This window comes from Paenibacillus sp. JCM 9796 (assembly GCF_055379675.1).
Genome location: NZ_AP043723.1, coordinates 1,513,351 through 1,539,537, shown reverse-complemented (window position 1 = coordinate 1,539,537; position 26,187 = coordinate 1,513,351). Strand labels below are relative to the sequence as shown.

22 protein-coding genes and 1 riboswitch are annotated in these 26,187 nt (G+C 54.7%); of the genes, 12 read left to right on the top strand and 10 right to left on the bottom strand.

The annotated features are described in order from the left end of the window. Positions 1–15 precede the first annotated feature (15 nt). Genes ACZ439_RS07520 through ACZ439_RS07510 form a run of 3 tightly spaced genes read left to right on the top strand, consistent with a single transcriptional unit; the run spans position 16 to position 4,317 of the window. A complete protein-coding gene (locus tag ACZ439_RS07520; RefSeq protein ID WP_464620835.1) occupies positions 16–2,811 on the top strand; it encodes a cobyric acid synthase in 2,796 nt (931 codons plus the stop codon). 22 nt (positions 2,812–2,833) lie between these two features. Further along, complete coding sequence (locus ACZ439_RS07515) at positions 2,834–3,403, top strand: cob(I)yrinic acid a,c-diamide adenosyltransferase (RefSeq protein ID WP_054797958.1); 570 nt, start codon at positions 2,834–2,836, stop codon at positions 3,401–3,403. Continuing rightward, the gene (locus ACZ439_RS07510) at positions 3,400–4,317 is read left to right on the top strand and encodes an RluA family pseudouridine synthase (protein WP_141334966.1); all 918 of its coding nucleotides are present in this window, start codon (positions 3,400–3,402) and stop codon (positions 4,315–4,317) included. Before ACZ439_RS07515 ends, ACZ439_RS07510 begins: the two co-directional genes overlap by 4 nt. Positions 4,318–4,380: 63 nt before the next feature. On the opposite strand, the gene ACZ439_RS07505 is transcribed toward ACZ439_RS07510, so the two are convergent. Then, the gene (locus ACZ439_RS07505; protein WP_054797959.1) at positions 4,381–5,127 is read right to left on the bottom strand and encodes a YdcF family protein; all 747 of its coding nucleotides are present in this window, start codon (positions 5,125–5,127) and stop codon (positions 4,381–4,383) included. Positions 5,128–5,287: 160 nt separating this feature from the next. On the opposite strand from ACZ439_RS07505, the gene ACZ439_RS07500 reads away from it, so the two are divergent. From ACZ439_RS07500 to ACZ439_RS07490, 3 genes are read left to right on the top strand one after another with little or no spacing between them, the layout of a single operon-like run. Continuing rightward, positions 5,288–5,674: an arsenate reductase family protein gene (locus ACZ439_RS07500; protein WP_127608232.1), complete on the top strand. Its 387-nt coding sequence runs from the start codon at positions 5,288–5,290 to the stop codon at positions 5,672–5,674. 23 nt (positions 5,675–5,697) lie between these two features. Further along, entirely contained in the window at positions 5,698–6,774 is a 1,077-nt protein-coding gene (locus ACZ439_RS07495) for a site-2 protease family protein (protein ID WP_464620834.1), read from the top strand. A gap of 55 nt (positions 6,775–6,829) precedes the next feature. Continuing rightward, the gene (locus tag ACZ439_RS07490; RefSeq protein ID WP_141334960.1) at positions 6,830–8,023 is read left to right on the top strand and encodes an aminotransferase class I/II-fold pyridoxal phosphate-dependent enzyme; all 1,194 of its coding nucleotides are present in this window, start codon (positions 6,830–6,832) and stop codon (positions 8,021–8,023) included. A gap of 265 nt (positions 8,024–8,288) precedes the next feature. On the opposite strand, the gene ACZ439_RS07485 is transcribed toward ACZ439_RS07490, so the two are convergent. Both ACZ439_RS07485 and ACZ439_RS07480 read right to left on the bottom strand, forming a co-directional pair. Further along, positions 8,289–10,265 carry a glycoside hydrolase family 15 protein gene (locus ACZ439_RS07485; RefSeq protein WP_464620833.1) on the bottom strand — a complete coding sequence of 659 codons (1,977 nt, stop codon included), beginning with the start codon at positions 10,263–10,265 and terminating at the stop codon, positions 8,289–8,291. Positions 10,266–10,278: 13 nt separating this feature from the next. Beyond that, positions 10,279–11,304 (bottom strand): LacI family DNA-binding transcriptional regulator, encoded by a 1,026-nt coding sequence (locus ACZ439_RS07480; protein WP_127608228.1) that lies wholly within the window; start codon positions 11,302–11,304, stop codon positions 10,279–10,281. 525 nt (positions 11,305–11,829) lie between these two features. Here ACZ439_RS07480 and ACZ439_RS07475 point away from each other — a divergent pair. Further along, complete coding sequence (locus ACZ439_RS07475; protein WP_054797960.1) at positions 11,830–12,720, top strand: 5'-3' exonuclease; 891 nt, start codon at positions 11,830–11,832, stop codon at positions 12,718–12,720. Positions 12,721–12,803: 83 nt separating this feature from the next. Here the strand turns inward: ACZ439_RS07475 and ACZ439_RS07470 are convergent, their stop codons facing one another. The 4 genes from ACZ439_RS07470 to ACZ439_RS07455 all read right to left on the bottom strand — a co-directional run bounded on the left by ACZ439_RS07470 (position 12,804) and on the right by ACZ439_RS07455 (position 17,516). Beyond that, positions 12,804–13,523 carry a response regulator transcription factor gene (locus tag ACZ439_RS07470; RefSeq protein ID WP_054797961.1) on the bottom strand — a complete coding sequence of 240 codons (720 nt, stop codon included), beginning with the start codon at positions 13,521–13,523 and terminating at the stop codon, positions 12,804–12,806. Positions 13,524–13,748: 225 nt separating this feature from the next. Continuing rightward, entirely contained in the window at positions 13,749–14,498 is a 750-nt protein-coding gene (locus ACZ439_RS07465; protein WP_464620832.1) for a LytR/AlgR family response regulator transcription factor, read from the bottom strand. A 10-nt stretch (positions 14,499–14,508) separates the two neighbouring features. Next, a complete protein-coding gene (locus ACZ439_RS07460; protein WP_464620831.1) occupies positions 14,509–16,305 on the bottom strand; it encodes a sensor histidine kinase in 1,797 nt (598 codons plus the stop codon). A gap of 191 nt (positions 16,306–16,496) precedes the next feature. Then, positions 16,497–17,516: a LacI family DNA-binding transcriptional regulator gene (locus ACZ439_RS07455; protein ID WP_330164513.1), complete on the bottom strand. Its 1,020-nt coding sequence runs from the start codon at positions 17,514–17,516 to the stop codon at positions 16,497–16,499. Between the two features lie 369 nt (positions 17,517–17,885). On the opposite strand from ACZ439_RS07455, the gene ACZ439_RS07450 reads away from it, so the two are divergent. Next, positions 17,886–18,398 (top strand): acyl-CoA thioesterase, encoded by a 513-nt coding sequence (locus ACZ439_RS07450; protein WP_054800215.1) that lies wholly within the window; start codon positions 17,886–17,888, stop codon positions 18,396–18,398. A 100-nt stretch (positions 18,399–18,498) separates the two neighbouring features. Here ACZ439_RS07450 and ACZ439_RS07445 read toward each other — a convergent pair whose 3' ends face one another. Beyond that, positions 18,499–18,792 (bottom strand): DUF3055 domain-containing protein, encoded by a 294-nt coding sequence (locus ACZ439_RS07445; protein ID WP_054797974.1) that lies wholly within the window; start codon positions 18,790–18,792, stop codon positions 18,499–18,501. A gap of 218 nt (positions 18,793–19,010) precedes the next feature. Between ACZ439_RS07445 and ilvD the strand changes: the two genes are divergently transcribed. Then, on the top strand, positions 19,011–20,696 hold the full coding sequence (gene ilvD, locus ACZ439_RS07440) for a dihydroxy-acid dehydratase (protein WP_127608223.1): 1,686 nt from the start codon (positions 19,011–19,013) through the stop codon (positions 20,694–20,696). 88 nt (positions 20,697–20,784) lie between these two features. Here the strand turns inward: ilvD and ACZ439_RS07435 are convergent, their stop codons facing one another. Then, the gene (locus ACZ439_RS07435; protein WP_054800212.1) at positions 20,785–21,099 is read right to left on the bottom strand and encodes a hypothetical protein; all 315 of its coding nucleotides are present in this window, start codon (positions 21,097–21,099) and stop codon (positions 20,785–20,787) included. Positions 21,100–21,336: 237 nt separating this feature from the next. Between ACZ439_RS07435 and ACZ439_RS07430 the strand changes: the two genes are divergently transcribed. Then, on the top strand, positions 21,337–22,347 hold the full coding sequence (locus ACZ439_RS07430) for an HRDC domain-containing protein (RefSeq protein WP_127608222.1): 1,011 nt from the start codon (positions 21,337–21,339) through the stop codon (positions 22,345–22,347). A 66-nt stretch (positions 22,348–22,413) separates the two neighbouring features. On the opposite strand, the gene corA is transcribed toward ACZ439_RS07430, so the two are convergent. Continuing rightward, a complete protein-coding gene (corA, locus tag ACZ439_RS07425; RefSeq protein ID WP_127608221.1) occupies positions 22,414–23,349 on the bottom strand; it encodes a magnesium/cobalt transporter CorA in 936 nt (311 codons plus the stop codon). Positions 23,350–23,791: 442 nt separating this feature from the next. Next, positions 23,792–23,932, top strand: a riboswitch (SAM riboswitch). A 127-nt stretch (positions 23,933–24,059) separates the two neighbouring features. Between corA and metA the strand changes: the two genes are divergently transcribed. Both metA and ACZ439_RS07415 read left to right on the top strand, forming a co-directional pair. Then, positions 24,060–24,986 (top strand): homoserine O-acetyltransferase MetA, encoded by a 927-nt coding sequence (metA, locus tag ACZ439_RS07420; protein WP_054797969.1) that lies wholly within the window; start codon positions 24,060–24,062, stop codon positions 24,984–24,986. Then, positions 24,983–26,182 carry an aminotransferase class I/II-fold pyridoxal phosphate-dependent enzyme gene (locus tag ACZ439_RS07415; protein ID WP_127608220.1) on the top strand — a complete coding sequence of 400 codons (1,200 nt, stop codon included), beginning with the start codon at positions 24,983–24,985 and terminating at the stop codon, positions 26,180–26,182. The genes metA and ACZ439_RS07415 overlap by 4 nt, the downstream gene beginning before the upstream one ends. Positions 26,183–26,187 lie beyond the last annotated feature (5 nt).

Below are 26,187 nucleotides of genomic sequence, written 5' to 3'. Positions count from 1 at the left end.
AAGGGAGCGTGTCTCATGCTGGAACAATACGGACACGGAGGGGATTTGCGGACGGCGGCCGACATATTCGGACAGCCGAAGGACGGGTTTCTGGATTTCAGCTCCAATATGAATCCTTTGGGGCCTCCGGAGGCGGTACGAGCGATGCTGGCGGATCGGTGGCGGGAGCTCGCGCATTATCCGGACCCGGCTGTGCGGGAGCTGACGCTGAAGCTGGCCGCCAGACACGGCGTTGACCCGGCCTGCATACTCGTCGGCAACGGAGCCGCGGAGCTGATCGATTTGACGGTGCGGGCGCTGCGGCCCGGGACGACCGGCCTGGTGCGGCCTTCCTTCAGCGAATACGAAGAAGCGGTCCATAAATGCGGCGGCCGTATTGTTGATATTCCTGTTCAAGCGGACCGCGGCTTTGAGCTGCAGCTGCCTGCTCTTCAAGCGGCCGCATCGGGGTGCGACCTGCTGTTCCTCGGTCACCCGAACAACCCGACGGGCCGATTGCTGCCCGCCGATGTGCGGCAGGCGCTTGCAGAAGGCAGCCTCGGCAAGGGAGGCTGCGAGAGTCCCCATACGATCGTGGACGAAGCGTTTCTCGATTTCGTCGCGGAGGAGGAGCGGTTTACGCTGGCGCGAGCTGCGGCGCAAAGCCGGCGGTTGATCGTCATCCGATCGATGACGAAGTTTTATGCGGTTCCCGGCATCCGGCTCGGCTATGCGGTCGCGCATCCGGAGCGGATCGCCGAGCTGCGGCGTCTGCAGGTGCCGTGGAGCGTGAACGCGCCGGCGCAATGGATCGGCGCGGCCGCTCTCGACGACCGCGATTATGCGCAGCGGACGCTCGCTTGGCTGAAGCCCGCGCGGGAGCAGCTTGTCGCCGGGCTGAGGGGGCTCGGGCTTCAAGTATACGACAGCGAGGTCAATTTCGTATTGTTCTCGCTGCGGCCGTTAGGCTTGCGGATCGGGGATTTGCAGCGGGAGATGGGCCGACGGGGTATCCTGATCCGCGACGCTTCGACGTTCCCCGGTTTGGATGCCTCCTATGGCCGGCTGGCCGTCAAGCGGCCGGAGGACCATCGCAGGCTGATCGCCGCATTGCGGGAAGCGCTCGAGGCGCTGCTTGCAGACGGTCAAGCTGCTGGAAAAGCTTCGGCGGCGGCGAGCTCCCCTGCAAGCGCCCGCACAATCGCCGCGGCTGCCGCTGCCCGGCCGGGGCCTGCGGGCTCGGCCGGTTCGCCGCCTTACGCGGCGACGCTAATGCTGCAGGGCACGGCGTCCGACGTCGGCAAAAGCTTGCTGACCGCAGCGCTTTGCCGCATTTTGCTGCAGGATGGTCATCGGGTGGCGCCCTTCAAGTCGCAGAACATGTCGCTCAACTCTTACGTGACGCCCGACGGGAAAGAAATCGGGCGGGCACAAGGGATGCAGGCGGACGCCTGCCGGATCGCGGCAACGACCGATATGAATCCGATTTTGTTGAAGCCCAAAAAAGACATGGTGTCCCAAGTTGTCGTGCATGGCAAGCCTTACCGCGATTTGGACGCGCGCGCATATCGGGAGCGATATTTGCCCGAAGCGGAAGGGGTCGTGAAAGAGGCCCTGCACCGGCTTCGGCAAACATGCGATATCGTCGTGATTGAAGGGGCGGGCAGTCCGGCCGAGGTCAACCTGAAGGACCGCGATATCGTCAACATGCGGCTTGCCGGGTGGGCGGACGCTCCGGTGCTGCTTGTCGCGGATATCGACCGCGGCGGCGTGTTCGCGTCGCTCGTCGGGACGCTCGATATTTTGACCCCGGAGGAACGGGCGCGCGTTCAGGGCTTCGTGATCAACAAGTTTCGCGGCGACGCGACGCTGCTGAAGCCGGGCATCGACTGGCTGGAGGCGCGTACGGGCAAGCCGGTGCTCGGGGTCATTCCTTATTTGCCTGACCTCGGCCTCGAAGACGAGGATTCGGCTTCGCTTGACCGGAAGCTGGCTGAATCAAGCGGACATGGCGCTCCCAAGGGTACCCCGGACGAAGACGGTGTGCTCGACATCGCCGTCATCCGCCACCCGCGCCTGTCGAATTTTACGGATATCGATCCGCTCCTGTACGAACCGGATGTGCGGGTTCGATTCGTCACGACAGCCGCCGAGTTCGGCCGGCCGGATGCGGTTATCGTACCCGGGAGCAAAAACACGGTCGACGACCTGCTCTTTCTCCGCGAAACGGGCTTGGACCGCCAAATCCAGACGCTGGCGGCTCATGACGGTTGGATCGTCGGCATTTGCGCCGGATATCAGATGCTGGGCGCCCGGCTGCTCGATCCTGATCTTGTCGAGTCCGATCGCCCCGAACTGCCGGGCCTCGGCCTGTTCCCTACCGAAACGGTGTTTGCAAGCGACAAACGGACCGTACGCGTCGAAGGCCGTACAGCGTTGTACGCCGGCGCCGGCGAAGCCGGCTGCCCCGTCACCGGTTACGAGATTCATATGGGGCGGACAACCTTTCTCGAACCGGTAACACCCGCATTCCGGGTGCGCCCTTGCGGATTCGCTGCTGCAGGAACGGTTCCTGACTCGGATGAGCTGACCGCGGACGGTGCCGCATCGGCGAATGGCCGCCAATGGGGGACGTACCTGCACGGCATCTTGCATAATGACGGCTTCAGGCGCGCGTTTCTGAATCAAATCCGCGTGGCCAAAGGCTGGGAGCCGCTGCCCGCAGCCCTGCGCTTTCTGGAGCGGCGCGAAGCGGCGTTCGACCGGCTGGCCGACCACGTGCGGATGCACTTGGATATGGACCGTTTATATGAGATGATACAAAATAAATAATCAACAGGCAGGAGGCGTTCGAATGCGAATCTATACGCGTACGGGAGATGCGGGACAAACCGGTGTGATCGGGGGCCGTGTGGATAAGGACGACGTTCGGGTCGAGGCGTACGGGACGGTGGACGAATTGAACAGCTTTGTCGGGCAAGCGATGGGCTTCCTGGATGCGGGAAGAGATGCCGATTTACTCGCCGATTTGCTGGAGATTCAGCATGAGCTGTTCGACTGCGGCTCGGACTTGGCTTTGCTGAAGCAAGAGCTTCGGCCTTACAAGGTAACGGCGGAGATGGTCGATCGCCTGGAAACATGGATCGATAAATACGATGCGGAAACGCCGGATATCAAGCGGTTTATTTTGCCTGGAGGGAGCGTGGCATCTTCGACGCTGCACGTCTGCCGGACGGTATGCCGCCGGGCGGAACGGCGGGTCGTGACGTTAGCGCGGACGCAGCCGATCAACGAAGAGGTCCGCCGGTATTTGAACCGCCTGTCCGATTTGTTCTTCACGATCGCCCGTACGGCCAACCATCGCGCAGCAGTCCCCGATGTGGAGTATGCGCGCAGCGCCGAGGTGTTCAGACGTAAATCATGACAACCTACTATAAGCCTTTAGAATATGTAGTGCCGCCGGAAGACGACGGCATTGTGCTGCGTACTGTCCTTCGCAGCCGCTTGGGCGTGTCCCGCAAGCTGCTCTCGCGCTTAAAAATGACGGAGCAGGGCATAACCGTGAACGGCGAGCGGAAATACATCGATGTGAAGGTGAGAACCGGCGATCGGGTTGCCGTCCGCATGATCGAGGAACAATCGGACGACATTATGCCGCAGCCGATGCCGCTCAACATTTTATACGAGGATGAGGAACTGCTCGTGCTCAATAAAGAGGCAGGCCTTATCGTGCATCCGACGCATGGCCACTACACCGGAACGATCGCGAACGGCGTCGTTCATTACTGGCGCGAGCGCGGAGAAAACTTCCGTTTCCGTCCCATTCACCGGCTGGACCAGGAGACGTCCGGTGCGCTGGCGGTAGCCAAAAATCCTTACGTCCACCAGCAAATTTCCGAGCAGATGCAGGCGCATCAGTTGAAGAAAGAGTATCTCGCCATCGTCCACGGGCGCATGGCCGACGATGCCGGCACCGTGAATGCGCCGATCGACCGCAATCCGGACGCTCCGCATCTCCGCATCGTAACGGAAACGGGCTATGCCGCGGTCACGCACTACCGGATCGAGCGGCGGTTCGCCGAAGCGACGCTTGTCCGGCTGCGGCTGGAGACGGGGCGGACACACCAGATTCGCGTGCATATGCAGCATCTCGGCCACCCGCTGCTCGGCGATAAGCTGTACGGCTTCAAGAGCGAATCCGCTGAAGCCGGGATCGACAGGCATGCGCTTCATGCATGCACGCTTGGTTTGACGCATCCGACACTGAAGCGGTGGATGGAGTTCGAGGCGCCGATGCCGGACGATATGGAGCATTGCTTGGCACGACTTGCACGGTAAAGCGCAAATCAAAATCCGCAGGGCGGCTCCGATCGGAGAAACCGGCCCGCGGATTTTTCGTATTTACTGGAGCATGCCCAAATATTCCTTCAGCGCGACCGCGATATCGTCCATCGAGCTGGACTTGGGCGTCAACAGCTGCATGTACGTTCGCGGGAGCGTGCCCGGACTCGTTCGGAAATCGACCGGGTACGGAGTCACGATGACTTGGCGAGCCTCAAAATGTTTCACCGACCGGGCCATATGGAAGGCCGATGTGATGAGAATCGGGCGGCTCAGTCCGGTTTTCGTCAGCAGCTCCTTGCTGTTTTGCGCGTTTTCCCGGGTGGTGCGGCTCTTATCGTCGAGCAAAATGTCCTGCTCGGGTACGCCTAAGCGGAGCAGCGTCCGTTTGGAAAGCTGCCCCTCGTTCCCGGTGTTCTCGTTCACTTGTCCGCCGGATACGAGGATCGGCAGCGGCTTCTGCTTGTACAGCTCGGCAGCCGATACGACGCGTTGAAGCGTTGAGCCGGATAGCTGCCCTTCTCCCGCCGGGCTCGCAACACCGCCGAGCGCACCTCCCGTCAGCATCACGTATACGTCGCCGTCCAGTCGGTCAGGAACAGTGTACCGGTTCTCCAGACTGCGCACGATCGGGTCGCTCACGAGCTGGATCGAAGCTGCATACAGCAGCAAGGCCGCTGCCAGCATCGTCCATCCGGCTTTGCGGTTTACTTTGAGGTACAGCCATCCGGCGGCGAGCAGCAGAAGCGCGACGAAGAGGCCCGGCGGCAGCAAAAACGCGTATACAAATTTAATGATGTAAATCACGTGACGGCGCTCTCCTTTATCAGCGGATTTCGAATCTGGGCTTCTTCCTCATTATGTGACCGCGGCATCGCTTTTTTCAACCCTGGAGACGCGTAGATTTGCAGGCCGTTCCGGGTCATCGGTATAATAAAAGGGAATTCAAGAAACGAGGTTGAACACAATGACGACAACGCATGATAAAAACACGGTTACGATTTACGAATATCCGACCTGCAGCACGTGCCGAAGCGCGGTGAAATGGCTTGAAAACGAAGGCTGGACTGTGAACAAACATCATATCAAGGAACATCCGCCGACGGTGGAAGTGCTGACCGATTTAATTGCACGAAGCGGACTCGATATTAAAAAGTGGTTTAATACGTCGGGCGACGTGTACAAAGAACTGCAATTGAAAGATAAGCTGCCTCATCTTTCGCAGGAGGAGAAAATCAAGCTGTTGTCCTCCCACGGCATGCTGATCAAACGCCCGGTCGTAACGGACGGCGAACGGGTGACGGTGGGCTTCAAGCCGGAGCAGTACACGGAAAACTGGAGCCGGTCCGTATAAACCCTGAAGGAGCGTGGCCTGGTTTGCAGCAAAAAAAAGAGAGGAACAAGCAAAACCCCCTATGGTTCATCGGAGCCGCAGTCATGTTCTTGTTATCGCAGCTGAAGCTGCTGCTTCCGCTGCTTAAATTAGGAAAAGCTGGTGGAGCCATCATCTCGATGGCGATTTCCGTCGGAGCGTATGCGATCATTTATCCCTGGCAATTCGCCGTAGGCGTTGTCTTGCTTATCTTTGTGCACGAGCTCGGTCATGTGCTTGCCGCCAAGCAAAAGGGGCTGCCGGTGACGGCGCCGGTATTTATTCCGTTTCTCGGAGCGATGATCAGTATGAAGCGTCATCCCCGGGATGCCGTAACGGAAGCGTATCTCGCCTTCGGCGGGCCGCTGCTGGGGACAATCGGGGCGATGGCTGTGTTCGGCGCAGCCTATGTGAAGGATAGCGATTTTCTGTATACGTTATCTTATGTAGGCTTTTTCATCAATTTGCTGAATTTGCTCCCGATTCATCCGCTGGACGGCGGCCGCATTTCAACCGCGGTTACGCGCTGGCTTTGGCTGGTCGGTCTGATCGGCGGGCTCGCGTTCATTATTTACCGGTTTAGTCCGATTTTGATGCTGATCTGGGCGTTATTTGCCTATGACCTGTATAAGAAATACGTGAAAAACCGCAAACACGGGGAGAAGCGCTCCCTCACGCTAAGCTTCATGATTGACGCCGAACCGCTAATCGCTCAAGGGTATATCATTCCGGGAACCGAGCATAAGCGTGATTTGTTTTTTACGACGTATACCGATTTGAAGGAAGAGCAGCAGCTGGTCGACATCTATTGGGACAGCCTGGATTTTCGAGGTACGGTTCCGATGAGCCAGCCCTCGATTATTCATCGGGTACGCTTGATGGGACTGCCGCGGGTACAGAAGGAGAACGGGCTGCAGCTGGAAATGCTTTGCCTGATCGACTACTCGGTACACGAGAACGATCGGTACTATGAAGTGCCGACGGCGGCTAGATGGAAGTTCGGCGCCGCTTATTTGGGGCTGGCCGTTGTTCTGCTGTACATGATGTGGCAGGTGCACGAATTGACGGGCATTAACTTTTAAGGTATGAACGATTCATGGGATACACCATATTAAGTGGAAGTCGGGGATGGATTCGATGAAAAAAAGGGAGTCCAAACGGTTGGCCGAACTCGGTTCGGCCATTTTTTCTGAGGTGGCTCAGTGGAAGCGCGAAGTGATTGCGCGAGGAATAGACGTGATCGATCTGGGGATCGGCAGTCCTGACCGCGGACCTTCGGAACGGGTGAGGAGAGCGTTAAGCGAGGCGGCGGCAGACCCGACGTTGTACGGTTATCCGGGCACGGAAGGAACGCTTGCATTCAGGCAAACGGTGGCGGCATGGTACGACTATCGTTTCGGCGTCAAGCTTGACCCGGAGACGGAGGTGGTTGCGCTTATGGGATCGCAGGATGGGCTCTCTCATCTGGCCTTGGCGGTGACCGACCCGGGCGATGTGGCTATCGTGCCCGATCCGGGTTACCCTATTTATGCGGCGAGTCTCGTGATCGCGGGGGTGACGCCTTATCTTGTGCCGCTTTGTGCGGAACATGATTTCTTGCCGCAGCTGGACCGGATTCCGGCGGATGTGTTGAAGCAGGCGAAGTTCATACTGCTCAACTACCCGAGCAATCCGCTGTCGGCGGTCGCCACGCTGCCTTTCTTCGAGAGGCTTGTCGATTTTGCGCGTCAGCATGATTTGCTGATCGTCCACGATATCGCATATTCGGAAATGGCGTTTGACGGTTTTCGGCCGCCGAGCGTTCTTGAAGTGGAAGGGGCCAAAGACGTCGCCGTTGAATTTCATTCGTTGTCGAAAAGCTTTAATATGGCGGGCTGCCGGATCGCGTTTATGGTCGGACAGCCGGAGGCGGTGCGTGCTCTGCGCACGTTGAAGTCGAATATTGATTACGGGGTGTTTCTCGCGGTGCAGCGGGCGGGAATTGAGGCGATGCGGGAAGATATGGAGCCGGGAAGCGTTTCGGTAGCCGCGTTGTATCAAAGGCGGAGAGATATCGTCGTGGAAGGATTAAACGCCGCAGGTTGGGCAATCCCTAAGCCGAAAGCGTCGATGTTCATCTGGGCGCCGATCCCGCACGGATGGACATCTCGACAGATTTCCCGGGAAATGCTGTACACCGCGGGAGTTGTCGTAATCCCGGGAGACGCCTTCGGGAAAGAAGGCGAAGGATATGTCCGAATTGCGCTGGTACAAGAGGAGGACAGGCTGCTGGAGGCAGTCCGTCGCATCGGCGAGTTTTTGCGAGTGATCGGCAAGAAGAGCGGTCTGTAAATCGAATAGCGGAACTTCAGTACATGATTTGCACAGGTTGGGGCGTATTGAAACAAATAGCGGAACCATGGGATCTAATTTGCCTTATGATCGGCTCAAAAGCCGATTAGTAAGGCAGATAGCGCACCAGAGTTCCGCTATTCATGTGAAGTGTCTGATTTCTGCTTGCATCCAAGCCCAGTTCTTCAGCACCTCCGGGAAAAGGCGAGCGGTTACCGGGGGTTAAGAAGAACGCTGCGGGACTAAGCTTGGCAGGCAAGAGGGATTAAGATTCCGTCGCTTGCGTGGCCGGGATTTGTCCATGCTCGACTAACATCTGTACGGCAAGGATATACATCGCATGCGACCAAGTCAGCGGTACGACCCATGCCGTTTCGCCGGTCAATTGATCCACCTGCTCGGGCAGCAGCCCCATCGCAGTGCGATGCTCGACCGCCCACTGAAGATGACGCCAAGCTTCGTCGTATTGACCGCGCGCGATCCGGTAGTGGCATAGCCACAACGTGGTCAGAATCCAAGGATTGCCGCCGATGTAGGGGTCGTTCTCGTAACGCTTGATACCGCCGACGACGGGCGCTGTAAGCGCCTGCTCTACCGCTTCCGCGGTGGAGATCATGATCGGATCGTCCACGGGCAGGACGCCGAATGGCACGGACACCCCAAGCAAGCTGATGTCGAGAACCGGATCGAACTCAAGCGCATAGGTGACATATCCTTTCGCGTTCACCGATGTCGAGACAGGCTGTCCTTGAGCCGCAGCTTCGCGGTAAACGCCTTCCGGCACGCCCAGCTTCAACGCGCGGTACAAGGCCCCGCGCTCCTCGTTCCAGCATCGCTCGCGGATGCTTCGCGCAATCGTATCGGCAGCCCGGCTCCAGCCGGCCGCGAGCGCTTTATCGCCGCGAAGCCGGGCGAATGATGCCGCGGCGGTCAGCCCTCCGTATACGGCCGCAGCCGAATACGTATGCTCAGCCGAGCGCTCCTCCCACAGATCGCGGCTCGGCAGCGGCAGTCCGGTTTCGGCGTCCAAATAGCCGATCAAGAAATCGGCGCCCTTCGCCACTGCCGGCCAGACGCGGTCCGCGAACGCGGCGTCCCGGGTGTGAGCGTAGTGCTGCCACATGCCCCATAGGATCGACGCGCCTTCGTCGATCTGCAGCCCCCATGACGGTGCCAGGCGTCCGTCGTGGTAATGCCGCTGCTGCCAAGAGCCGTCCGGATCCTGGGCCGTCAGCGTCCAGTCGTAGAAGCGGGTGGACAGTTCCTGAAGGCCGACGCGATCAAGCGCAGTCGTGATGAAGGCGGCGTCGCGCCCCCAGCAGTAGGCGTAACCGCCGCAGCGGGTGAAGCCTTCGTCGAATTCCGGCGCAGCTACGACGCTGCCGCTGCGCTCGTCGGACATCAGCTTCATCCCGAGCAGCGAACGTTCATACAGCTCGCGAACCGATTCGCTGGCGGCCGGAGCGGGAACCGCAGCGGCCAGAAAACCGTGCCAATAGCTGATGGTCAGCTCGCGCCAGTGCGCTTCGGGCTGGCTTTTCGCTTTGGCCAAGGTGTCGTAAGCTTCCTGCCGGGTGGAGCCGGCGGCGATATAGACGGGCACATCGATGACGGCGCCTGGCTGCACGTCGTCAAAGCGCCAGCTGAGCGCCCCGTCCGGAGTCATATCGATCACGTTGCCGTCAAGCTCGCCGTCTTGCGCGTCGCTCCAGGCGGAGCCAGCCTGATAACCTGCGCAAACGTTTGAACTGGAGACCGAAAAAATATACTCGTGGCGTAGATGAACAAGCGCGTCGTTCGATTCTTCAAACGATGTCGTATGGTAATAAGACGTCTCCATCGAACGGAACGAAGAGTAATACAGGAACCGGAACGACACGGCTTCACTGCCCCGGTTCGTGAAACGGTAGCTGCGCACATAAATATCTTCGGAAGGTACGGCGTAATCTAACGTTTCGACGGATACCGGCACATGCGAAGAAACAGCCTCGACGCGGAATACATTCGTGCGCGGCACATAACCGGCCTCATGCCGCCATCCGTCCTGCTCGCTGTCGAACCAGGTGGTTGCTGTCGTATGTCCGTCCACGAACAAACCGCTGCGAATTTCGTCGACATGCTGCGGGTAGTCAATGTGCGGCCACCATAGGCGGAACAGCCGTCCCGTTCGTCCAAGAGAGGCCAGAAACCTTGAATTTCCTGCAATTGCGTCGATCAGATAAGGCTTTTTGTCTTGTGTCATTGCGTTCAGCTCCTTAGGGTTGAATGTGATGCAGAGATGATTCGCGCGCGATCAAGCGATGCGGAATGATCATTCTCGTATGATGGATAGCTTCCCCTTTAACCGCTCGGATTAACGTTTGAGAAGCGGTATAACCGAGTTGGTAAATGCCGATGTCCACCGAACTGATCGGCGGCGAGGCGAGCTCGGACATCGGGATGTTGTTGAAGCCGATTAGACTGAGATCCTGAGGCACCTTGTAGCCGAGCTCGGTCAAGCCGCGAAGCACGCCGAAAGCGACGAGATCGTCCATGACGACGAGGGCGGTAGGGCGTTCCGGGAGCGTCATAAAGAACGACATCGCCCGGTATCCGCTTTCCTGCAAAAACTCGCCCTCGACAATCCACTCCGAATGAAATTCCACTTCGGCATCTGCGAGCGCCTGCTTGTAGCCTTCCAAACGGTCTCGCGACACGATCAGATTGGGCGGTCCGCTGACGAAGCCGATTCGCCGGTGGCCTTGCGCGAGTAAATGCTTGGTTACGTCGTAAGCGGCTTGTACATTATCGTTGTCCACGGATAAAACATCGGGATGCTCTTCACTGCGGCCGATCAATACGAACGGAAACCGCTCTTCCTTCAGGAACGAAATGACCGGATCGGAATTCCGCGAGTACAGCAAAATAACGCCGTCGACTCGGCGGCCCCGCACCAAGCGGGTGACGGCTTCCACTTCTTCGCGCTCCGTGATGCCCGTCGTCATCATCAGATCGTACTCCGAACGGGCTGCTTGAGAAACGACGCCGCGTATCACCTCGGAGAAAAATTGGTTCAAAAACAATTCCTCTGCGGAGCGGGGCAGCAGCAATCCGATGGTCTGCGTCGTTTTGGACACGAGGCTCTTGGCCATCATATTGGGATGATAGCCGAGCTCCTCCATGATGTCCTTCACTTTGCGGACGGTGGCCGGGCTGATCCGCGGATGGCCGGAAATGACGCGGGATACGGTGGAAGGCGAGACGCCGGCTTTTTTGGCGACATCGATAATGGTTACATTCATGGAGTTCCTCCGAAAGTGGAGCGAGCCTGTGCCATTTGCATAGTTGGTGCAAACGTTTGTATTGCGGCTGCTCTTGAAATCATTTGCTTTATTAACGAACCGAAAAGTGGATGTTTATCCTTGGATCCGAGTGCTGGGTGTATCGTAAGCGAAGGTTCGTTTTGAGCACGAATGTTTTTTGAAAGGGCTGCAAACAGCTGCTTTTCTTATATTATCTTAATTTTGTTGGAAAAGTAAACCGTCAACTCGCAAAATTTGCGGCTAGCTTACGCTAAAGCAAAAGCTTTTAATCATAAGTTGAACATACTGCAAGGCAACAGGAATAGTGCAAACGTTTCTACAGCCTTCGTGTATTTGTCAGGGCTCTCTTCCAGCCATGTTTACCCCCGGCCGGGAGAACGCTTGTTACGACATCGGTTCGGACGGTAATAGACCGCTCTGAGCTGTAGACGGGTTTCGTTTCCAATGCGAGCCCTTGGTTCCTATGCTATAATGAGAGGAAAAAGGTTGGAGCGATGCAAGGGAATGGACAACAATAACGTGATGCTGATCGACGGAATGGCGCTTCTTTTTCGCGGTTACTATGCCAATTCTTATGGGGGATACATTCGGAAAACAAGTGCCGGCTTGCCGACCAACGCGGTGTACGGCTTCGTCAAATATATGCTGGATGCGATATCCAGGTTTAAACCGACCCACGTCATCTGCTGCTGGGATATGGGCAGCAAGACGTTCCGTACCGAGAAATATGACGGCTACAAGGCGAATCGCCCGGATGCGCCGTTAGAGCTTGTGCCGCAGTTTGATCTGGTGAAAGAGGTCGTATCGAGCTTCAACATACCGAATGTCGGCATCGCCGGGTTCGAGGCGGACGACTGCATCGGAACGCTGGCGCGAAAGTTCGAAAGCGACGACACGAACGTACATATATTAACCGGGGACCACGACATGCTTCAGTTGGTGACGGATCGCACAAGAGTCATTATTATGAAAAAGGGAGCATCCAACTACGCCGTGTACGATGCGCAAACGCTGCTCGAGGAGAAACAGCTTACCGCCGCCCAGTTCATCGATTTGAAGGGGCTGATCGGCGATACGAGCGATAACTATCCCGGCGTCAAGGGCATCGGCGAGAAGACGGCCGTCAAGCTGCTGCTCGAATACGAATCGATTGACGGCATCGTTGCCAATTTGCCTTCGCTATCGAAGTCGGTCAAGGCGAAGATCGAGTCCGATCTGGACATGCTGCATTTATGCCGGGAGCTCGCTACCATCAAGTGCGACGCCCCGATCGATTGTGCGGTCGAAGACAGCTTGTGGCGGCCGGATCCCGACAAGGTTCGGGAGAAATTTTTGGAGCTTGAGTTCAACAGCCTAGTGAAGGAAATCTCGGCGTTCCATTCGGTCGTGGCCTAAGCGGGACAATCGGGATATAAACTACGCAGAAAGGCCGGAAGGCGCCCTTAGGGCGCCTTCCGGCCTTTCTGCGCTAAACTGATTCACCCGCTAGCTTGAATGTCAAACCCGCTTATCTTGTAACCGAAGCCGCGAACCGTGACGATGAAACGGGGGTTATCCGGATCGGGCTCCAGCTTCTTTCGGATATTGCTGATATGCACGAGCAGCGTACGCGTATCTCCGTTGCTGTCGAAGCCCCAAGTCAGCCTGTACAGCTCCTCCAGGGACAGCGCACGCCCGCGCATCCGGATCATATGATACAGGATATCGTACTCTTTCGTTGACAAAGGCACGGGGCTTCCGTCGACCCATACGGTCCGGTGCAAGAAATCGATCTTGAGCCTTCCGAGGGTCATCGTTTCCGGTGCTTCCTTGATTCGTCCGAGGATGTCGCTGCGGCGCAGATGAGCCTTCACGCGGGCGACCAGCTGTTCCGGGCTGAACGGCTTCGTGATGTAATCGTCGGCGCCTGAGCTGAGGCCGCGAATAACAGCGCTGTCATCGCCGTTACAGCTCATCAGAAGAATCGGAGCTTGATAACGGGCCTGGTTTCGTAATTGGCGCATAACCTCTAAACCGTCCATTCCCGGCATCGCCATATCGAGCAGCACAAGGTCCGGACGATGCTGCTCAACCTTCCGGATCGCTTCCGCACCGCTTGCTGCCTTAACGACGCGGTATCCGTCACGTTTCAAATATTTTTCCACTAATTCGGCGACTTCGTTTTCATCATCTACGATTAATACCAGCTTGTCGGTCATATTGTTCAGTCTCCCTTATTAGCTGCTGATGAAAAGTATTGCTGTAATTATAAAATATTCTTTAGGATTTACGAATCAAGATGACGTCAAGTGGTTGTATTTTTATGTTCATCGGTAAAAAAAATGTCGAAAAATATCGAACTGTTTCAAGCCAATCTTCTTGAAGAAGAGCGCTGCAATATAAAAGCCCCTGCCGTCAACCAAGACGCAGGGGACGTTTCAAATCTATTCATGACGATACAACCGTTCAAATTCTTTCCGCTTACGCCGCGACAGATCGATCTCGATGTCGTCCGGGAACAGCTTGATCTTATAGGTGCCGAAAAACAGATCGCTCGCATGGATCGATTTCACGAAATTCAGATTAACCAGGTTCGAAGGGTTCGGACAAAAAATTTGCTTCGAGCACTGGCTTAAAATCTCGGTAAGCGGCGTAGTCGTTTCGACGACTTCCCCTCCCTCGATGTAAAGGAACGCTTTCCGTTCGCCCTTCGATTTTTGTGCGTAAATGAGTTTATGTTCATTGATAAAGACGGTCTTGTAGCTCGCTTTAACCTCAAGAATGCGGGAATTCGGAGCAGGCATATAAGTAAGAGCTTTTTCAAAAGCGGTTCTTGCCTTCTCCACTGCCGCCGATAAATGCTCGAATGTGACCGGCTTCGTGACAAAACTGATGCAATCCAGCTCGTATCCGGCTATGACCAAGCTGTAATCCTGCGTCCCGGATACCATGATCAGGTAAGGGGCCAGTCCTTGTTCGTGCAGCCTTTTGTAAGCGGTGATACCGTCCATCATATGAAGCCCGATGTCCAGAAACACGAGATCCGGCTTGTATTTTAAGCAATCGTCAAGAAACCAGGTGCCCGACGCCGTCGAGCTTACGACCTTCAAGCCTAATCGTCCGGCGTACATCTCCAGCTTCTTCCGGTCCAGCTCCTGATCCTCGGCGATCGCGACCGTTAAGACTCTAGACATTGTTCATCCCTCACCCGATTGGAATCGAAACATGAAATTCGATTTGCTTGTCCCGGGCATCGACGCTGATCGTACCCCGGTGCTTGTGGATTAAATTTTGCGTGATGGCGAGCCCTAATCCGGCGTGATTCTGACCCGTTTTGGTCGTGAAGCCGGCTCTGAAGAGGGACGCTTGCTCTTCTTCGGTTAATGCGTTTCTCATCGGGTTGATCACGGTAAAGTGGAAGTGCTTGCCATCCAGCCATCCTCTGCACTCTACATGCCGAAGCTCCGCATCGAGCTCCATCACTTCGTCGTAAGCGTTGTCGATCAAGTTCCCGATGATCCGAACGAGGTCCATCGATTTCGCCCCGGTCATGATACGCTCCATGCTCGCAATGTTATGGATCAGTTGAATTTTTTTGTTCATCGCCGTGACCATCTTGGCTTGTATGATGGCTGCGATCTCCGGCTGCCCGATCCGGATAAGGTCGTTCAACCCCCCGATATCTTCCACTAACGTTTTCGTGTATTGGTGAAGCTCTTCGTATTTCTCCAATTCGACGAACGAATGAATGACATTGACATGATTCAGGAAATCGTGCCGCTGGCCCCGTATGTTCAAGAACATCCGGTTGACTTCCTCGGCGTACGTTTCCGACGTTTCCTTGACCGCTTTGTCCCTGGAGTTGCTAACCAAGCGAATGATCACGAATAAAATGGCGATGCTGAGCAGCGTCAAACCTGCGAAAATGATCATCAGCGTCTTAAACTGGCTGCTGAGCTGGGCGTCCAGCTTGTCCATGTCCGATACGAGATTCAAGACGTAATATTGGTTTTTGGTCACTTCGGCGCTTTTTTTCGCATATTGCTTGTACAAGAGGTCCGGATCCGGAATCGGCGTCGCTTCGTCCAGCAGCTGGCTTTGGACCGGAATAAACGTTTTTTGAATATGTTTTCCGTTATAGGTTGTTTGGTAGGATACGGTCGCACCCGTTTGGATCGCGGTTTGGATGAAGCGCGCGTCTTTTTCGGTATGTTTGATCTCGTAGCTTCCGAAGAAGACCGGACGGTGAACTAATGGATCGAGGGTTTCCCCTTTTTCGGTAATGAACGTCTTCTCGTGCCCGAACGTGGCCGGGTTGATGCCCGTCACCTCAAGCAGGAACGGATACGTTTGGAGCGTTCGTTCGATAATAGCCTGCGTCCCCGTGAGTTCTTGATATCTTCGCCATGCCGTGTCGTCGACATAAGGATCCAGCATGTAATTGGTCGTGCCGTCGTAATAATACCCCCATTTAGATATTCGTTTGATGTCGGCGCTCGCGATCTCATAAGGACCCGACCAATAATTGGGCAGCTTTTGTCCCCAGTCCATGGTAACGTCCCGATTGTCGAACAATTCCTGAAAAGCTTTGTACCAGTTGCCCCAGCCTTTCGTGCTGAGGCCTACCTCGTCCGCATTGGACGATTTATACAGCACGATGTTGTCAGGCGTCCGTTTGAGCAGCGTCAATCCTTGCAGCTGCAGCCGGTCCCGCAGCGCGACGAGCTGGTCGGTCGTCACTTCTTCGACATCGGCCGGCAGCGCTTGTTGGGCGGCGATGGACGCCAGACGCAATTTTTCGCCGATCATGTCTTCATATAATTTGGAGCCGATGCGCGATTGTTCGACGGAAGATTGGATTTGATGCGCGATCGATTCGATTTCCCGATTATGGTTCGATTCCAGCGAGTTCCGGGTGAGAACGAAAAAAATGACGGAATTGGCTGCTATAATTAAGCAAACCGCAATGCAAATCGATAACAGCCTTACTCTTTGAGACAAGATGAGAACTCCCTCCGGTGTCTGACAGTCTGGCTCCATTATACCGCAACAGCTGTCGTTTAGACACGACTTTAGTTGGATCCGTACAGGAAAGAACCGTAGTGAAGAAGGGGATGGGCAAAGCCGCCCGATCAAAGCTCCTTGAAGATTGATGTACAGGAAGAAATTACCTGGAGAAAAGAAGACGCCGCTTAGTTTGCCCTACAGGATGAGCGGATGATCATTTCCGGCTCGACGAGCACCGAAGTCGACTCCATTTGATTGTTCATCAGATCGAACAGCATCAAGGCGGCGAGCAGGCCGATTTTTTCGTGGTCCTGGCGGACGGTGGTGAGCGGTGGTGTCGTATATTTACAGGCGTCGATATCGTCGCAGCCGATAATGGCGATGTCGCCCGGCACATCAAGGCCGCGTTCCTGGATTGCGCGAATCGCGCCGATTGCGAGCAGATCCGAAGCGGCAAATACGGCCGTCGGCAGCTTCTCCTGTTCAAGCAGCTGCTGCATCAGCTGGTAGCCGCTTTTCTCGTGGAAGTCGACCCCGTTGACGATCCAATTCGGATTGATCGAAAGGCCGAAGCTGGTTAACGCCTGTTTGAACGATTCTTCTCGAATGTGGGAAATTTCTGATTTGACCGAGGAGCCGATGAAGCCGATGTCACGGTAGCCGTTCAAATAAAAGTGCTCGACGACTTTACGCGACACCTTGGTATTGTCGGTCATGATGTAACCCGAGTTTTGGCCGGAAAGCGACAGGTCGACGCCGATACAGGGAATGTCGCTGCGGTCCAGCTCGTGCACGAAGGGCTCGATATCGTCGCCGGCGAAAATTACGCAGCCGTCTATGTTGAAATATCGACATCGGGATAAGTAATCTTCGCGGGTATGAAGCAGCTTCTCGTTGGAGAAGAACAGCAGATCGTAACCGAACAACCCGATGCGCTTCTTAAAGGTGCTGAGGACGTGGAGGAAAAATGGATGGTTCATCTCGAGGTTCATTTCGCCGGCGAATATAACGCCCACCAGATTCGATTTGCTTTTGCTTAAACTTCGCGCGCTGAAGGATGGCGTATAACCGCTCGCTTCCATAATCTCCAGCACTTTTTTCTTCGTTTCATCGCTGACGTCGTTATAGTTGTTCATAATTTTTGAAACGGTCGATACGGAAACGCCGGCCAGCTCCGCAATCGTTTTGATCGTTAGCTTCTTCACGATGAAGGTTCCTCCCAACAGCTTCCTCCGCACGAAAGACGAATCGCGGCAGGTTGACGAAAATTTTCGTTAAACTTATTGTATACAGCAAGAAAAGCTTCGTCAATGATGGGCTAATAATCGCAGTTAAAAGAAGATCATTTGCGGAATTTTGAGCGAATATTTATTGCCGAAACCGGTATCGGAAGCTCGGTTGTTCCCATCCTTCAGAAAATGTTTACTAAGCTTATGGCCCCTAAGCGCCGCCTTGCTTTCAGAAGCGTTTCACGAACGTTGGGAAGCGGCGTGCTCCGCCTCATTGGTAAATCTATCCCTTGCAGGTATAATAAAACGAAAACAGGTTATAGCCTGCAAAGGGGAGCTTCTGCGATGGAACAAAGATATGTGAAAGAAACGCGCTGTTACAAGACGAACCGGGTATTCCCTACAGACGTCAACAATCATAACACCTTATTCGGCGGCAAGCTGATGGCTTATATCGACGATATCGCCTCGATTGCCGCATACAAGCATTGCCGGCGCAGCGTGGTGACGGCGTCCACCGACTCGGTCGATTTTCTGACCCCGATCCGTCCGACCGATTCGGTCTGTTTCGAGTCGTTCGTCACTTACACAGGCACCAGTTCGATAGAAGTGTTCGTGAAGGTAATTAAGGAAGATTTGCGCACGGGAGAGCGCGATATCGCCGCTACCTCGTTCCTGACTTTCGTCGCACTGGATGAAAATAACCGGCCGGTAGCCGTTCCGAAGGTGATCCCGCAAACAGCGGAGGAAATCCGGCTGAATGAAACCGCGGTTCAACGTGCGGAGATGCGTAAGCAGCGCAGAGAGCAAAGCAAGAAGTTTGCGGACGTGCTGACGACGCAATTTGCCTGGGAGTAAAGCGGGGGAGCTTGATGAAGCGGGAAGCCAAGCTTTCCGGCCATCAAACAAAGAAGCCGAATCGGTTCTGCAGATGCAGGCCGGTCCGGCTTCTTGGCGATTAAATATCGGTGAAGTTAACAGGCCCTACGATGGCGGACAGAAACTCGGTCAGTTCAGCGGCTTCTTCCTCGTTGATTTTAAACACGTGCTCAAGGTATCCTTCTTCTTCCAGGTCGTCGGGACCGATGACCGCCGTACGGCCGATTTGCAAATCCGTAACCAGCTTCTTGCCGTAAAACCGGTTGGTGCTTGTAATTGCAAGGTCGAATCGGCGCAAGGACTCTCCCACAAAGCAGACAAATCTCGTTTTCGTCTCTTCCGTCCCGTCGTATAAATAATCGAATTCCATCACTCGAACATCCTCCGCTTCCTCATTTGGCGTGCGTCTCAAGGCATTATACCAGATTTCCCCGTTCAGCGGCAAAAATAGTCGAATTTGGCGCCATCCTGCGGAATTTCGGCCAATCTCTTCATTTTCATTTATCTCGAAACATGGTACAATCGAAAGAAGTGCATATCTTAAATTATAATAGACGATTTATTCGATAGAAACGGAGGCTTTCAACTAAGATGTCCAAAGCTAAAATGAGAAGCGACATGATTAAAAAGGGCTTCGACCGTGCTCCGCACCGCAGTTTGCTGCGCGCCGCCGGCGTTAAAGAGGAAGATTTCGACAAGCCGTTCATCGCGGTGTGCAACTCTTACATCGATATCGTACCGGGTCACGTCCACCTGCAGGAATTCGGGAAAATTGTCAAAGAGGCGATTCGCGAAGCCGGCGGCGTACCGTTCGAGTTCAATACAATCGGCGTCGACGACGGCATTGCCATGGGTCATATCGGGATGCGTTACTCGCTGCCAAGCCGCGAAATTATCGCCGATTCGTTGGAGACTGTCGTATCGGCCCACTGGTTCGACGGGATGGTTTGTATTCCGAACTGCGACAAAATTACGCCTGGCATGATGATGGGCGCGCTGCGCGTCAACATCCCGACGGTGTTCGTCAGCGGCGGACCGATGAAAGCGGGCAAAACAAGCGACGGCCGTTCCATCTCGCTGTCTTCCGTCTTTGAAGGCGTAGGCGCTTACCAAGCCGGCAAGATCGACGAGAAAGGCCTTCAGGAGCTGGAGCAATACGGCTGTCCGACATGCGGATCCTGTTCCGGTATGTTCACGGCCAACTCGATGAACTGCCTGGCCGAAGGTCTGGGGCTGGCGCTTCCGGGCAACGGTACGATTCTCGCGGTTGCTCCGGAGCGTAAAGAGTTCGTGAAACGTTCCGCGAAGCAATTGATGGAACTGATCCAAAAGGACATCAAGCCTCGCGACATCGTAACCATCGAAGCGATCGACAATGCGTTCGCGCTCGATATGGCGATGGGCGGTTCGACCAATACGGTGCTGCATACGCTTGCTTTGGCGCACGAAGCGGGCATCGAATATCCGATCGAACGCATCAACGAAGTGGCGAAGCGCGTACCGCATCTTGCGAAAATCGCACCGGCTTCCGATTACCACATCGAAGACGTGCACAACGCGGGCGGCGTAAGCGCGATTCTGAACGAACTGTTGAAAAAGCCGGGCGCTATCGACGGGTCGCGAATCACGGTCACGGGTAAGACGCTGGCGGAGAATGTGGCGGGTCATGAAATTTTGAACAAGGACGTGATTCGTCCGCTCGACAATCCGCACTCCGAGCAAGGCGGTTTGGCCGTATTGTTCGGGAACCTGGCGCCTAACGGCTCCATCATTAAAGTCGGTGCAGTCGATAAGTCCGTCGGCGGTTATCACAAAGGACCTGCGATTTGCTTCGACTCCCAGGAAGCGGCGCTCGAAGGCATTGCGAACGGCAAAGTGAAAGAGGGCCACGTCGTCGTCATTCGTTACGAAGGACCGAAGGGCGGGCCGGGCATGCCGGAAATGCTCGCTCCGACATCGCAAATCGTGGGGATGGGTCTCGGCGCGAAAGTCGGTCTGATTACCGACGGCCGATTCTCGGGCGCATCCCGCGGAATCAGCATCGGGCACATCTCGCCGGAAGCGGCGGAGGGCGGTCCGATCGCGTTCGTCGAGGATGGAGACATCATTGAGCTCGATTTGATCAACCGTACCATCGAGCTGCAAATCAGCGATGAAGAGATGGAGCGCCGCCGTGCGAACTGGAAAGGCTTCGAGCCAAAAGTAAAAACCGGTTACCTGGCGCGTTACTCCAAGCTCGTGACTTCGGCCAGCACCGGCGGCGTCATGAAAGTGTAAGCTGCTGTACAACAAGACATGAACGTTTCGCTCGGGGTCGTTGACGGCTCCGGCGGAACGTTTTTTTTGTAAATCGGGCCCGGGTTCGCTATTCTTCGACTTGATCGTCCCCGGTCGAATCATGGGTAGGATGAGCGCCCGGATATCCGCGTGAGACACCGGCATGAAGCTCGCGGTTTTCGTACGTAAACCGGTTTTGCGGACGCTGGTCTGCCCGCCACGGCGAACTCTTGCCTAAGGATTCTTGCAGGAGGCTGCTGCCGTAAGGACCCTCCGGAAATTCCTCCGCCGTCAAGTCGTTCCGCTGCGACTCGACTGTTTTCAGATCGGTGTATTTGCGGTGCGGCGCTTCGTCGATAAAACCTTCCTGGCTTTCGTTTCGGGTTACGTCGTTATCGTTCATGGCGATGATCTCCTTTACAGGCCATTATGTAAGAAATAAAACCTTCACCACCATTGTGTCCGTTCCAGGTCGAGCTTATCCGGCAGCTAACGTGTCAAGCTTGTCAATTAGGGAATGTTATGATAATATAGAAATAATTTCAAACGTTCAAAATTGAGGAAGCACCTCTCATTCCCATCGGGAAGAGGGTGCTTTTTTTTGCGTTTGAGTAAAAAAAATCGACGGAGGGTGCAGAAGATGAATCTGATATTCCTGAACAGTTTGGAGAAGGCAGGCAAAGAAGGAAACGTACGGACGGCACAGGTCACGATCGGCGAGCAGCAAGGGATCTGGCATATCATGTGGACGGAGGTGCAGGAGGACGGGCGTAAGACGCAGGAGTCGTGGTATGAAGGGCTGCACTGGGAGGAAATGCTGGCCGTCTTTCGGGAGCGGGTTTTCGCTAAACAGTGCGAAGGTTTTAAACCGCTGCTCGACATACGGATAAGCGAGCTTGCGGATATGGACGATCGAACGGCTTACACCCAACTTTTGCATTATTACAGTGAACAGCATGCAGAAGAGCCGCTGTACGAAGCGCTGCGTCAATGGCGGTTCAAACAAGCGGCAAGTGACGGCAAGGCGCCTTTCATCATAGCGACGAACCGTTTGCTTAAGATGATCGCCGCTTTCTTGCCGCATACGGAGGATGAGCTGCGCCAACTGCCGGGAATGGGCAAAGCGAAGGCGGAGCGGTATGGAAAAGATATTCTGGCTATTACGATCCAGCAAGAACGCGTAACTTCGTTCCCCCTGGCTTGGGTTCAGGAGCAAGTGAATCCGGCCGAGTTCAACACATGGCTGCTCCAAGAGAAGGAGCGGCGGCGCAAAGCGGAAGCGGATAAGCTGGAGAACAAGCGGGTGCTGCTTGAAGCCATTTCGCGCGGCGAAATGCTGGATGAGCTGCAGGAGAAAATTCGTGTGCAGCGTAAGGAGCTGCTAGGTTGGATCGAGGAGCTGGATCGGGACGGATACGATCTGGCGCCGTATATTGAGCAGGTGCTGGAGCAGGTTCCGGCTGTGGAACGGGAGCTCGCTTGGCAGGCGTTCGAGCAGCAGGGCGATCGTTATTTGAAACCCATTCTGCAGAAGGTTTATGCGCAGGACAGCCTCTCGGCTAAAGAGGCGGAGCGCATCTACGAGTGGCTTCGTCTGCTTAGGCTGAAATTCCGGCGCACGGAAAGGCCCAAGCAAGGGGAGGCAAGTTAAAACATTATCGGGGGGAGTTGAAACACAACGCGAACCCGGTTGGAAAACAAAAAAGACTGGGCTCTCTTAGAGCCAGTCTTTTTTGCGGAAAAGGAAGAACATGGATAATCCGACAACGACCATCAATAGAATGGTAATGAAACCGCCCATTTCGGAATGCAGTCCCGGCAGTTTCTCAAAATTCATTCCATAAATGCCGGTGATAAACGTCAGCGGCATGAAGATCGTCGTTATCGCCGTAAACACGCGCATGATCTCATTGGCCCTGCTGGCGATGCTCGATTGATAAGCCTCTCGCAAGTTTCCCATCAATTCCCGGAACGTATCGAACGTCTCCGAAATTTTGACGGCGTTCTCGTAGATGTCGCCGAAATATTTGCGCAGCGGCTCGCTGATCAGCTTCAAGTCTTTTTTATTGAGGGTGTTCAAAACTTCCTTTTGCGGAACGAGCACCTTCTTCAACCACAAAATTTCGCTACGCAGCCCGATAATTTCGTTCAAATGCGATTTCTTCGTATGCATCAGAATGTCTTCTTCCAGCTTCTCGATCTTCGCTTCGATCCGGTCCCCGACATTCGTATAATTATCAACGATCAAGTCGATTAGATGGTATAAGAATTGGTCCGGCGCCGTGACTTCCTCTTCCCACAATACGGGCTTTAAGGCGCGGATTTCATTAATTTTTTGCCGAGTAATTGTAATAATATAATGTTTACTCAAGAAGATGTTAAGGGCGCGCAGGAAAATTTCTTCGTCATCGAACCGAATGCTGTTAACCACGATAAAATAATGCGTATCGTACAGCTCGATCTTCGGCCGCTGTTCTTCCTCGGTCAGTACATCCTCTACGGCCAATTCATGTAAATGGAATAAGGGCTGAAGTAATTCCAAATCCTCAGGCTCAGCATCGATCCAATAAAATCCGTGCTGAGGCGGTACAACGGTCTGGGTAATATCGTCTACAATAGTAAAAACGCCGTCCTGAACTAAGCGTGCCTTCATCGGTTCCACCCCTTTGTGTTGATCGAGAGGAACACGCGGCCGCTGCGGTTCAAGCAGCATGACTCACGATGACGCCGCACGTAACGCGTCACACGGGGGTTGAGCTATGATAACGAACGGGTACAGACGGCCGGGTTCCAAACGAAGTATTCAATTGTGTTAAACGCGGGGATCTACTCCTCGGGTCTCCGTCCATTCGGTTGCTACACCCCTTTTTTGGCATGAGTTTGTCGAATACTTGTCTAGTATACCCCTACATAATTGAGAATACAATCATTTTGTTATAGAAAAACTCCGCCTGGGATAGCTTATGTAATGAACCTTCACACGGTGTGGGCGCAGCGTTTTTTTGGTTTTGACGCCTAAGGTACCGCTTGACGCTTCGGACATTTTCGATTACATTAATAATATCCAAAACGAACTGAATAGATTCGGTTTCACACTCTTATCAAGAGCAGGTGGAGGGACTAGCCCGATGATACCCGGCAACCGACATGAATTTGCTTCGGCGAAGACATGCACGGTGCTAAATCTTGCGGAAGGTTGTGTGCTTAAGTTGCGCATAATTTCTGAGAGATGAGAGAGGACGATGTACTTATACAAAGGCCTTTCTCGTGCGCGCGAAGAAGGCTTTTTCCTGTTGTCCGGAAAACTTCGGCGGCGCGGGGTGCGAGAAACTTGGAATCCAACGATGAAAAGGAGTGAATTCGATGCCTCTCAAAATTCCGGATCATTTGCCGGCCAAAGAAGTGCTCATTCAAGAGAACATCTTCGTTATGGATGAAACGGTGGCTTTTCACCAGGACATTCGGCCGCTGCGGATCGCCATATTAAACTTAATGCCTACCAAAGAAACGACCGAAACCCAGCTGCTCCGGCTGATCGGCAATACGCCGCTGCAGGTCGAATTCGTTCTGCTGCATCCGAAGACGCATACGTCCAAGAACACGTCGGCCGAACATTTGGAGCAGTTCTATAAAACGTTTGACGATGTGAAGAACGAACGGATGGACGGCATGATCATTACCGGCGCACCTGTTGAAACGATGGAATTCGAAGATGTGAATTATTGGGATGAATTGAAAGAAATTATGGCATGGAGCAAAACTCACGTCACCTCGACGCTTCATATATGTTGGGCCGCCCAAGCCGGACTGTATTACCATTACGGCGTGCCCAAATACGGGCTTCCGGAAAAAATATTCGGCGTGTTCCCGCACACGGTCTCCAAGCCGAACGTGAAGCTGCTTCGCGGCTTCGACGAGGAATTTTGGGCGCCGCAATCGCGCCACACGGAAGTGCGCCGCGAAGACATCGAACGGGTGCCGCAGCTTGAAATTTTATCGGAGTCCGAAGAGGCCGGCGTGTATATCGTGGCAACGCAAGACGGCAAGCACATTTTCGTAACCGGTCATTCGGAATATGATGCTTGTACGCTGAAGCTTGAGTACGACCGCGATGTGAACAAAGGCATGGATATCGCCATCCCGAAGCATTACTACCCCGGAGACGATCCGACCAAACAGCCGCGTAATACATGGCGCGCGCATGCGAACCTGCTGTTCTCGAATTGGTTAAACTACTACGTATACCAGGAAACGCCGTACGATTTGTACAAGGGGGATTATGTCATATGAGTTCCAATGACAACAAAGAATTGAGAATCGAAAGCCGCTTGGCGCAAATCGGATCCCAAGAAGAGCCGGTAACGGGAGCGGTCAGCTTCCCGATCTACCAAGCGACGGCGTTCCGCCATCCGAAGCTCGGGCAAAGCACGGGCTTCGACTACGCCCGTACGAAAAGCCCGACGCGTAAAGTGTTGGAGGAAGCGATTGCCGAGCTGGAATCCGGGGACGCCGGTTTCGCCTGCAGCTCGGGGATGGCCGCGCTGCAAACGATCTTCGCGTTGTTCGGACAAGGCGATCACTTGATCGTCTCGCTCGATCTGTACGGAGGCACCTACCGTTTGCTGGAGAAGATCATGTCCCGATTCGGCGTGAGCGCTACATACGTCGATACGAACGACATGGATGCCTTGGAATCGCATGCGAAGCCTAATACGAAGGCGATTTTGATCGAAACGCCGACAAACCCGCTGATGATGATCACAGACCTCGAGAAAGTGTGTGGATGGGCGAGAAAGAAAGGCATCCTGTCCATCGTCGACAATACGCTGCTGACTCCGTTCTTCCAGCGGCCGATCGAGCTGGGAGCGGACATCGTCATTCATAGCGCCACCAAATATTTAGGCGGTCATAACGATGTGCTCGCCGGTCTGATCGTCACGAAAGGCAAGGAGCTTTCCGAGCAAATGGCGTTCCTGCACAACTCCATGGGCGCCGTGCTGGGGGCGCAGGACAGCTGGCTGCTGATGCGCGGCATGAAAACGCTCGCGATCCGGATGGAGCGTCACCAAGCCAACGCGACGAAGATCGCCGAGTATTTGCAAGCTCATCCGGACGTCGAAGCAGTGTACTACCCGGCGCTGCCTTCGCATCCGGGCCACGAGATTCAAGCCAAGCAATCCTCGGGCAATACCGGCATTTTTTCTTTCAAAATGAAAGACGCCCGTTATATCGAGCCGATTTTGCGCCATATCAAGCTGATCGCTTTCGCTGAAAGCCTTGGCGGCGTCGAATCGCTGATGACGTACCCGGCCGTCCAGACGCATGCTGATATTCCCGAAGACATTCGCCGCAGGATCGGTGTCGACGAGAAGCTGCTGCGATATTCCGTAGGGATCGAGCATGCGGACGATCTGATCGCGGACTTGTCGCGTGCGATCGACCTCGCGAAGCAAGAAATTGAAAGCGGAGTGCCGCTGCACGGATAACATCC

Coding starts and splice junctions, on each gene's coding strand:
- ACZ439_RS07520 (WP_464620835.1), top strand. CDS start 16: ATGCTGGAACAATACGGACACGGAGGGGATTTGCGGACGGCGGCCGAC.
- ACZ439_RS07515 (WP_054797958.1), top strand. CDS start 2,834: ATGCGAATCTATACGCGTACGGGAGATGCGGGACAAACCGGTGTGATC.
- ACZ439_RS07510 (WP_141334966.1), top strand. CDS start 3,400: ATGACAACCTACTATAAGCCTTTAGAATATGTAGTGCCGCCGGAAGAC.
- ACZ439_RS07500 (WP_127608232.1), top strand. CDS start 5,288: ATGACGACAACGCATGATAAAAACACGGTTACGATTTACGAATATCCG.
- ACZ439_RS07490 (WP_141334960.1), top strand. CDS start 6,830: ATGAAAAAAAGGGAGTCCAAACGGTTGGCCGAACTCGGTTCGGCCATT.
- ACZ439_RS07485 (WP_464620833.1), bottom strand. CDS start 10,265: ATGACACAAGACAAAAAGCCTTATCTGATCGACGCAATTGCAGGAAAT.
- ACZ439_RS07480 (WP_127608228.1), bottom strand. CDS start 11,304: ATGAATGTAACCATTATCGATGTCGCCAAAAAAGCCGGCGTCTCGCCT.
- ACZ439_RS07475 (WP_054797960.1), top strand. CDS start 11,830: ATGGACAACAATAACGTGATGCTGATCGACGGAATGGCGCTTCTTTTT.
- ACZ439_RS07470 (WP_054797961.1), bottom strand. CDS start 13,523: ATGACCGACAAGCTGGTATTAATCGTAGATGATGAAAACGAAGTCGCC.
- ACZ439_RS07465 (WP_464620832.1), bottom strand. CDS start 14,498: ATGTCTAGAGTCTTAACGGTCGCGATCGCCGAGGATCAGGAGCTGGAC.
- ACZ439_RS07450 (WP_054800215.1), top strand. CDS start 17,886: ATGGAACAAAGATATGTGAAAGAAACGCGCTGTTACAAGACGAACCGG.
- ilvD (WP_127608223.1), top strand. CDS start 19,011: ATGTCCAAAGCTAAAATGAGAAGCGACATGATTAAAAAGGGCTTCGAC.
- ACZ439_RS07435 (WP_054800212.1), bottom strand. CDS start 21,099: ATGAACGATAACGACGTAACCCGAAACGAAAGCCAGGAAGGTTTTATC.
- ACZ439_RS07430 (WP_127608222.1), top strand. CDS start 21,337: ATGAATCTGATATTCCTGAACAGTTTGGAGAAGGCAGGCAAAGAAGGA.
- corA (WP_127608221.1), bottom strand. CDS start 23,349: ATGAAGGCACGCTTAGTTCAGGACGGCGTTTTTACTATTGTAGACGAT.
- metA (WP_054797969.1), top strand. CDS start 24,060: ATGCCTCTCAAAATTCCGGATCATTTGCCGGCCAAAGAAGTGCTCATT.
- ACZ439_RS07415 (WP_127608220.1), top strand. CDS start 24,983: ATGAGTTCCAATGACAACAAAGAATTGAGAATCGAAAGCCGCTTGGCG.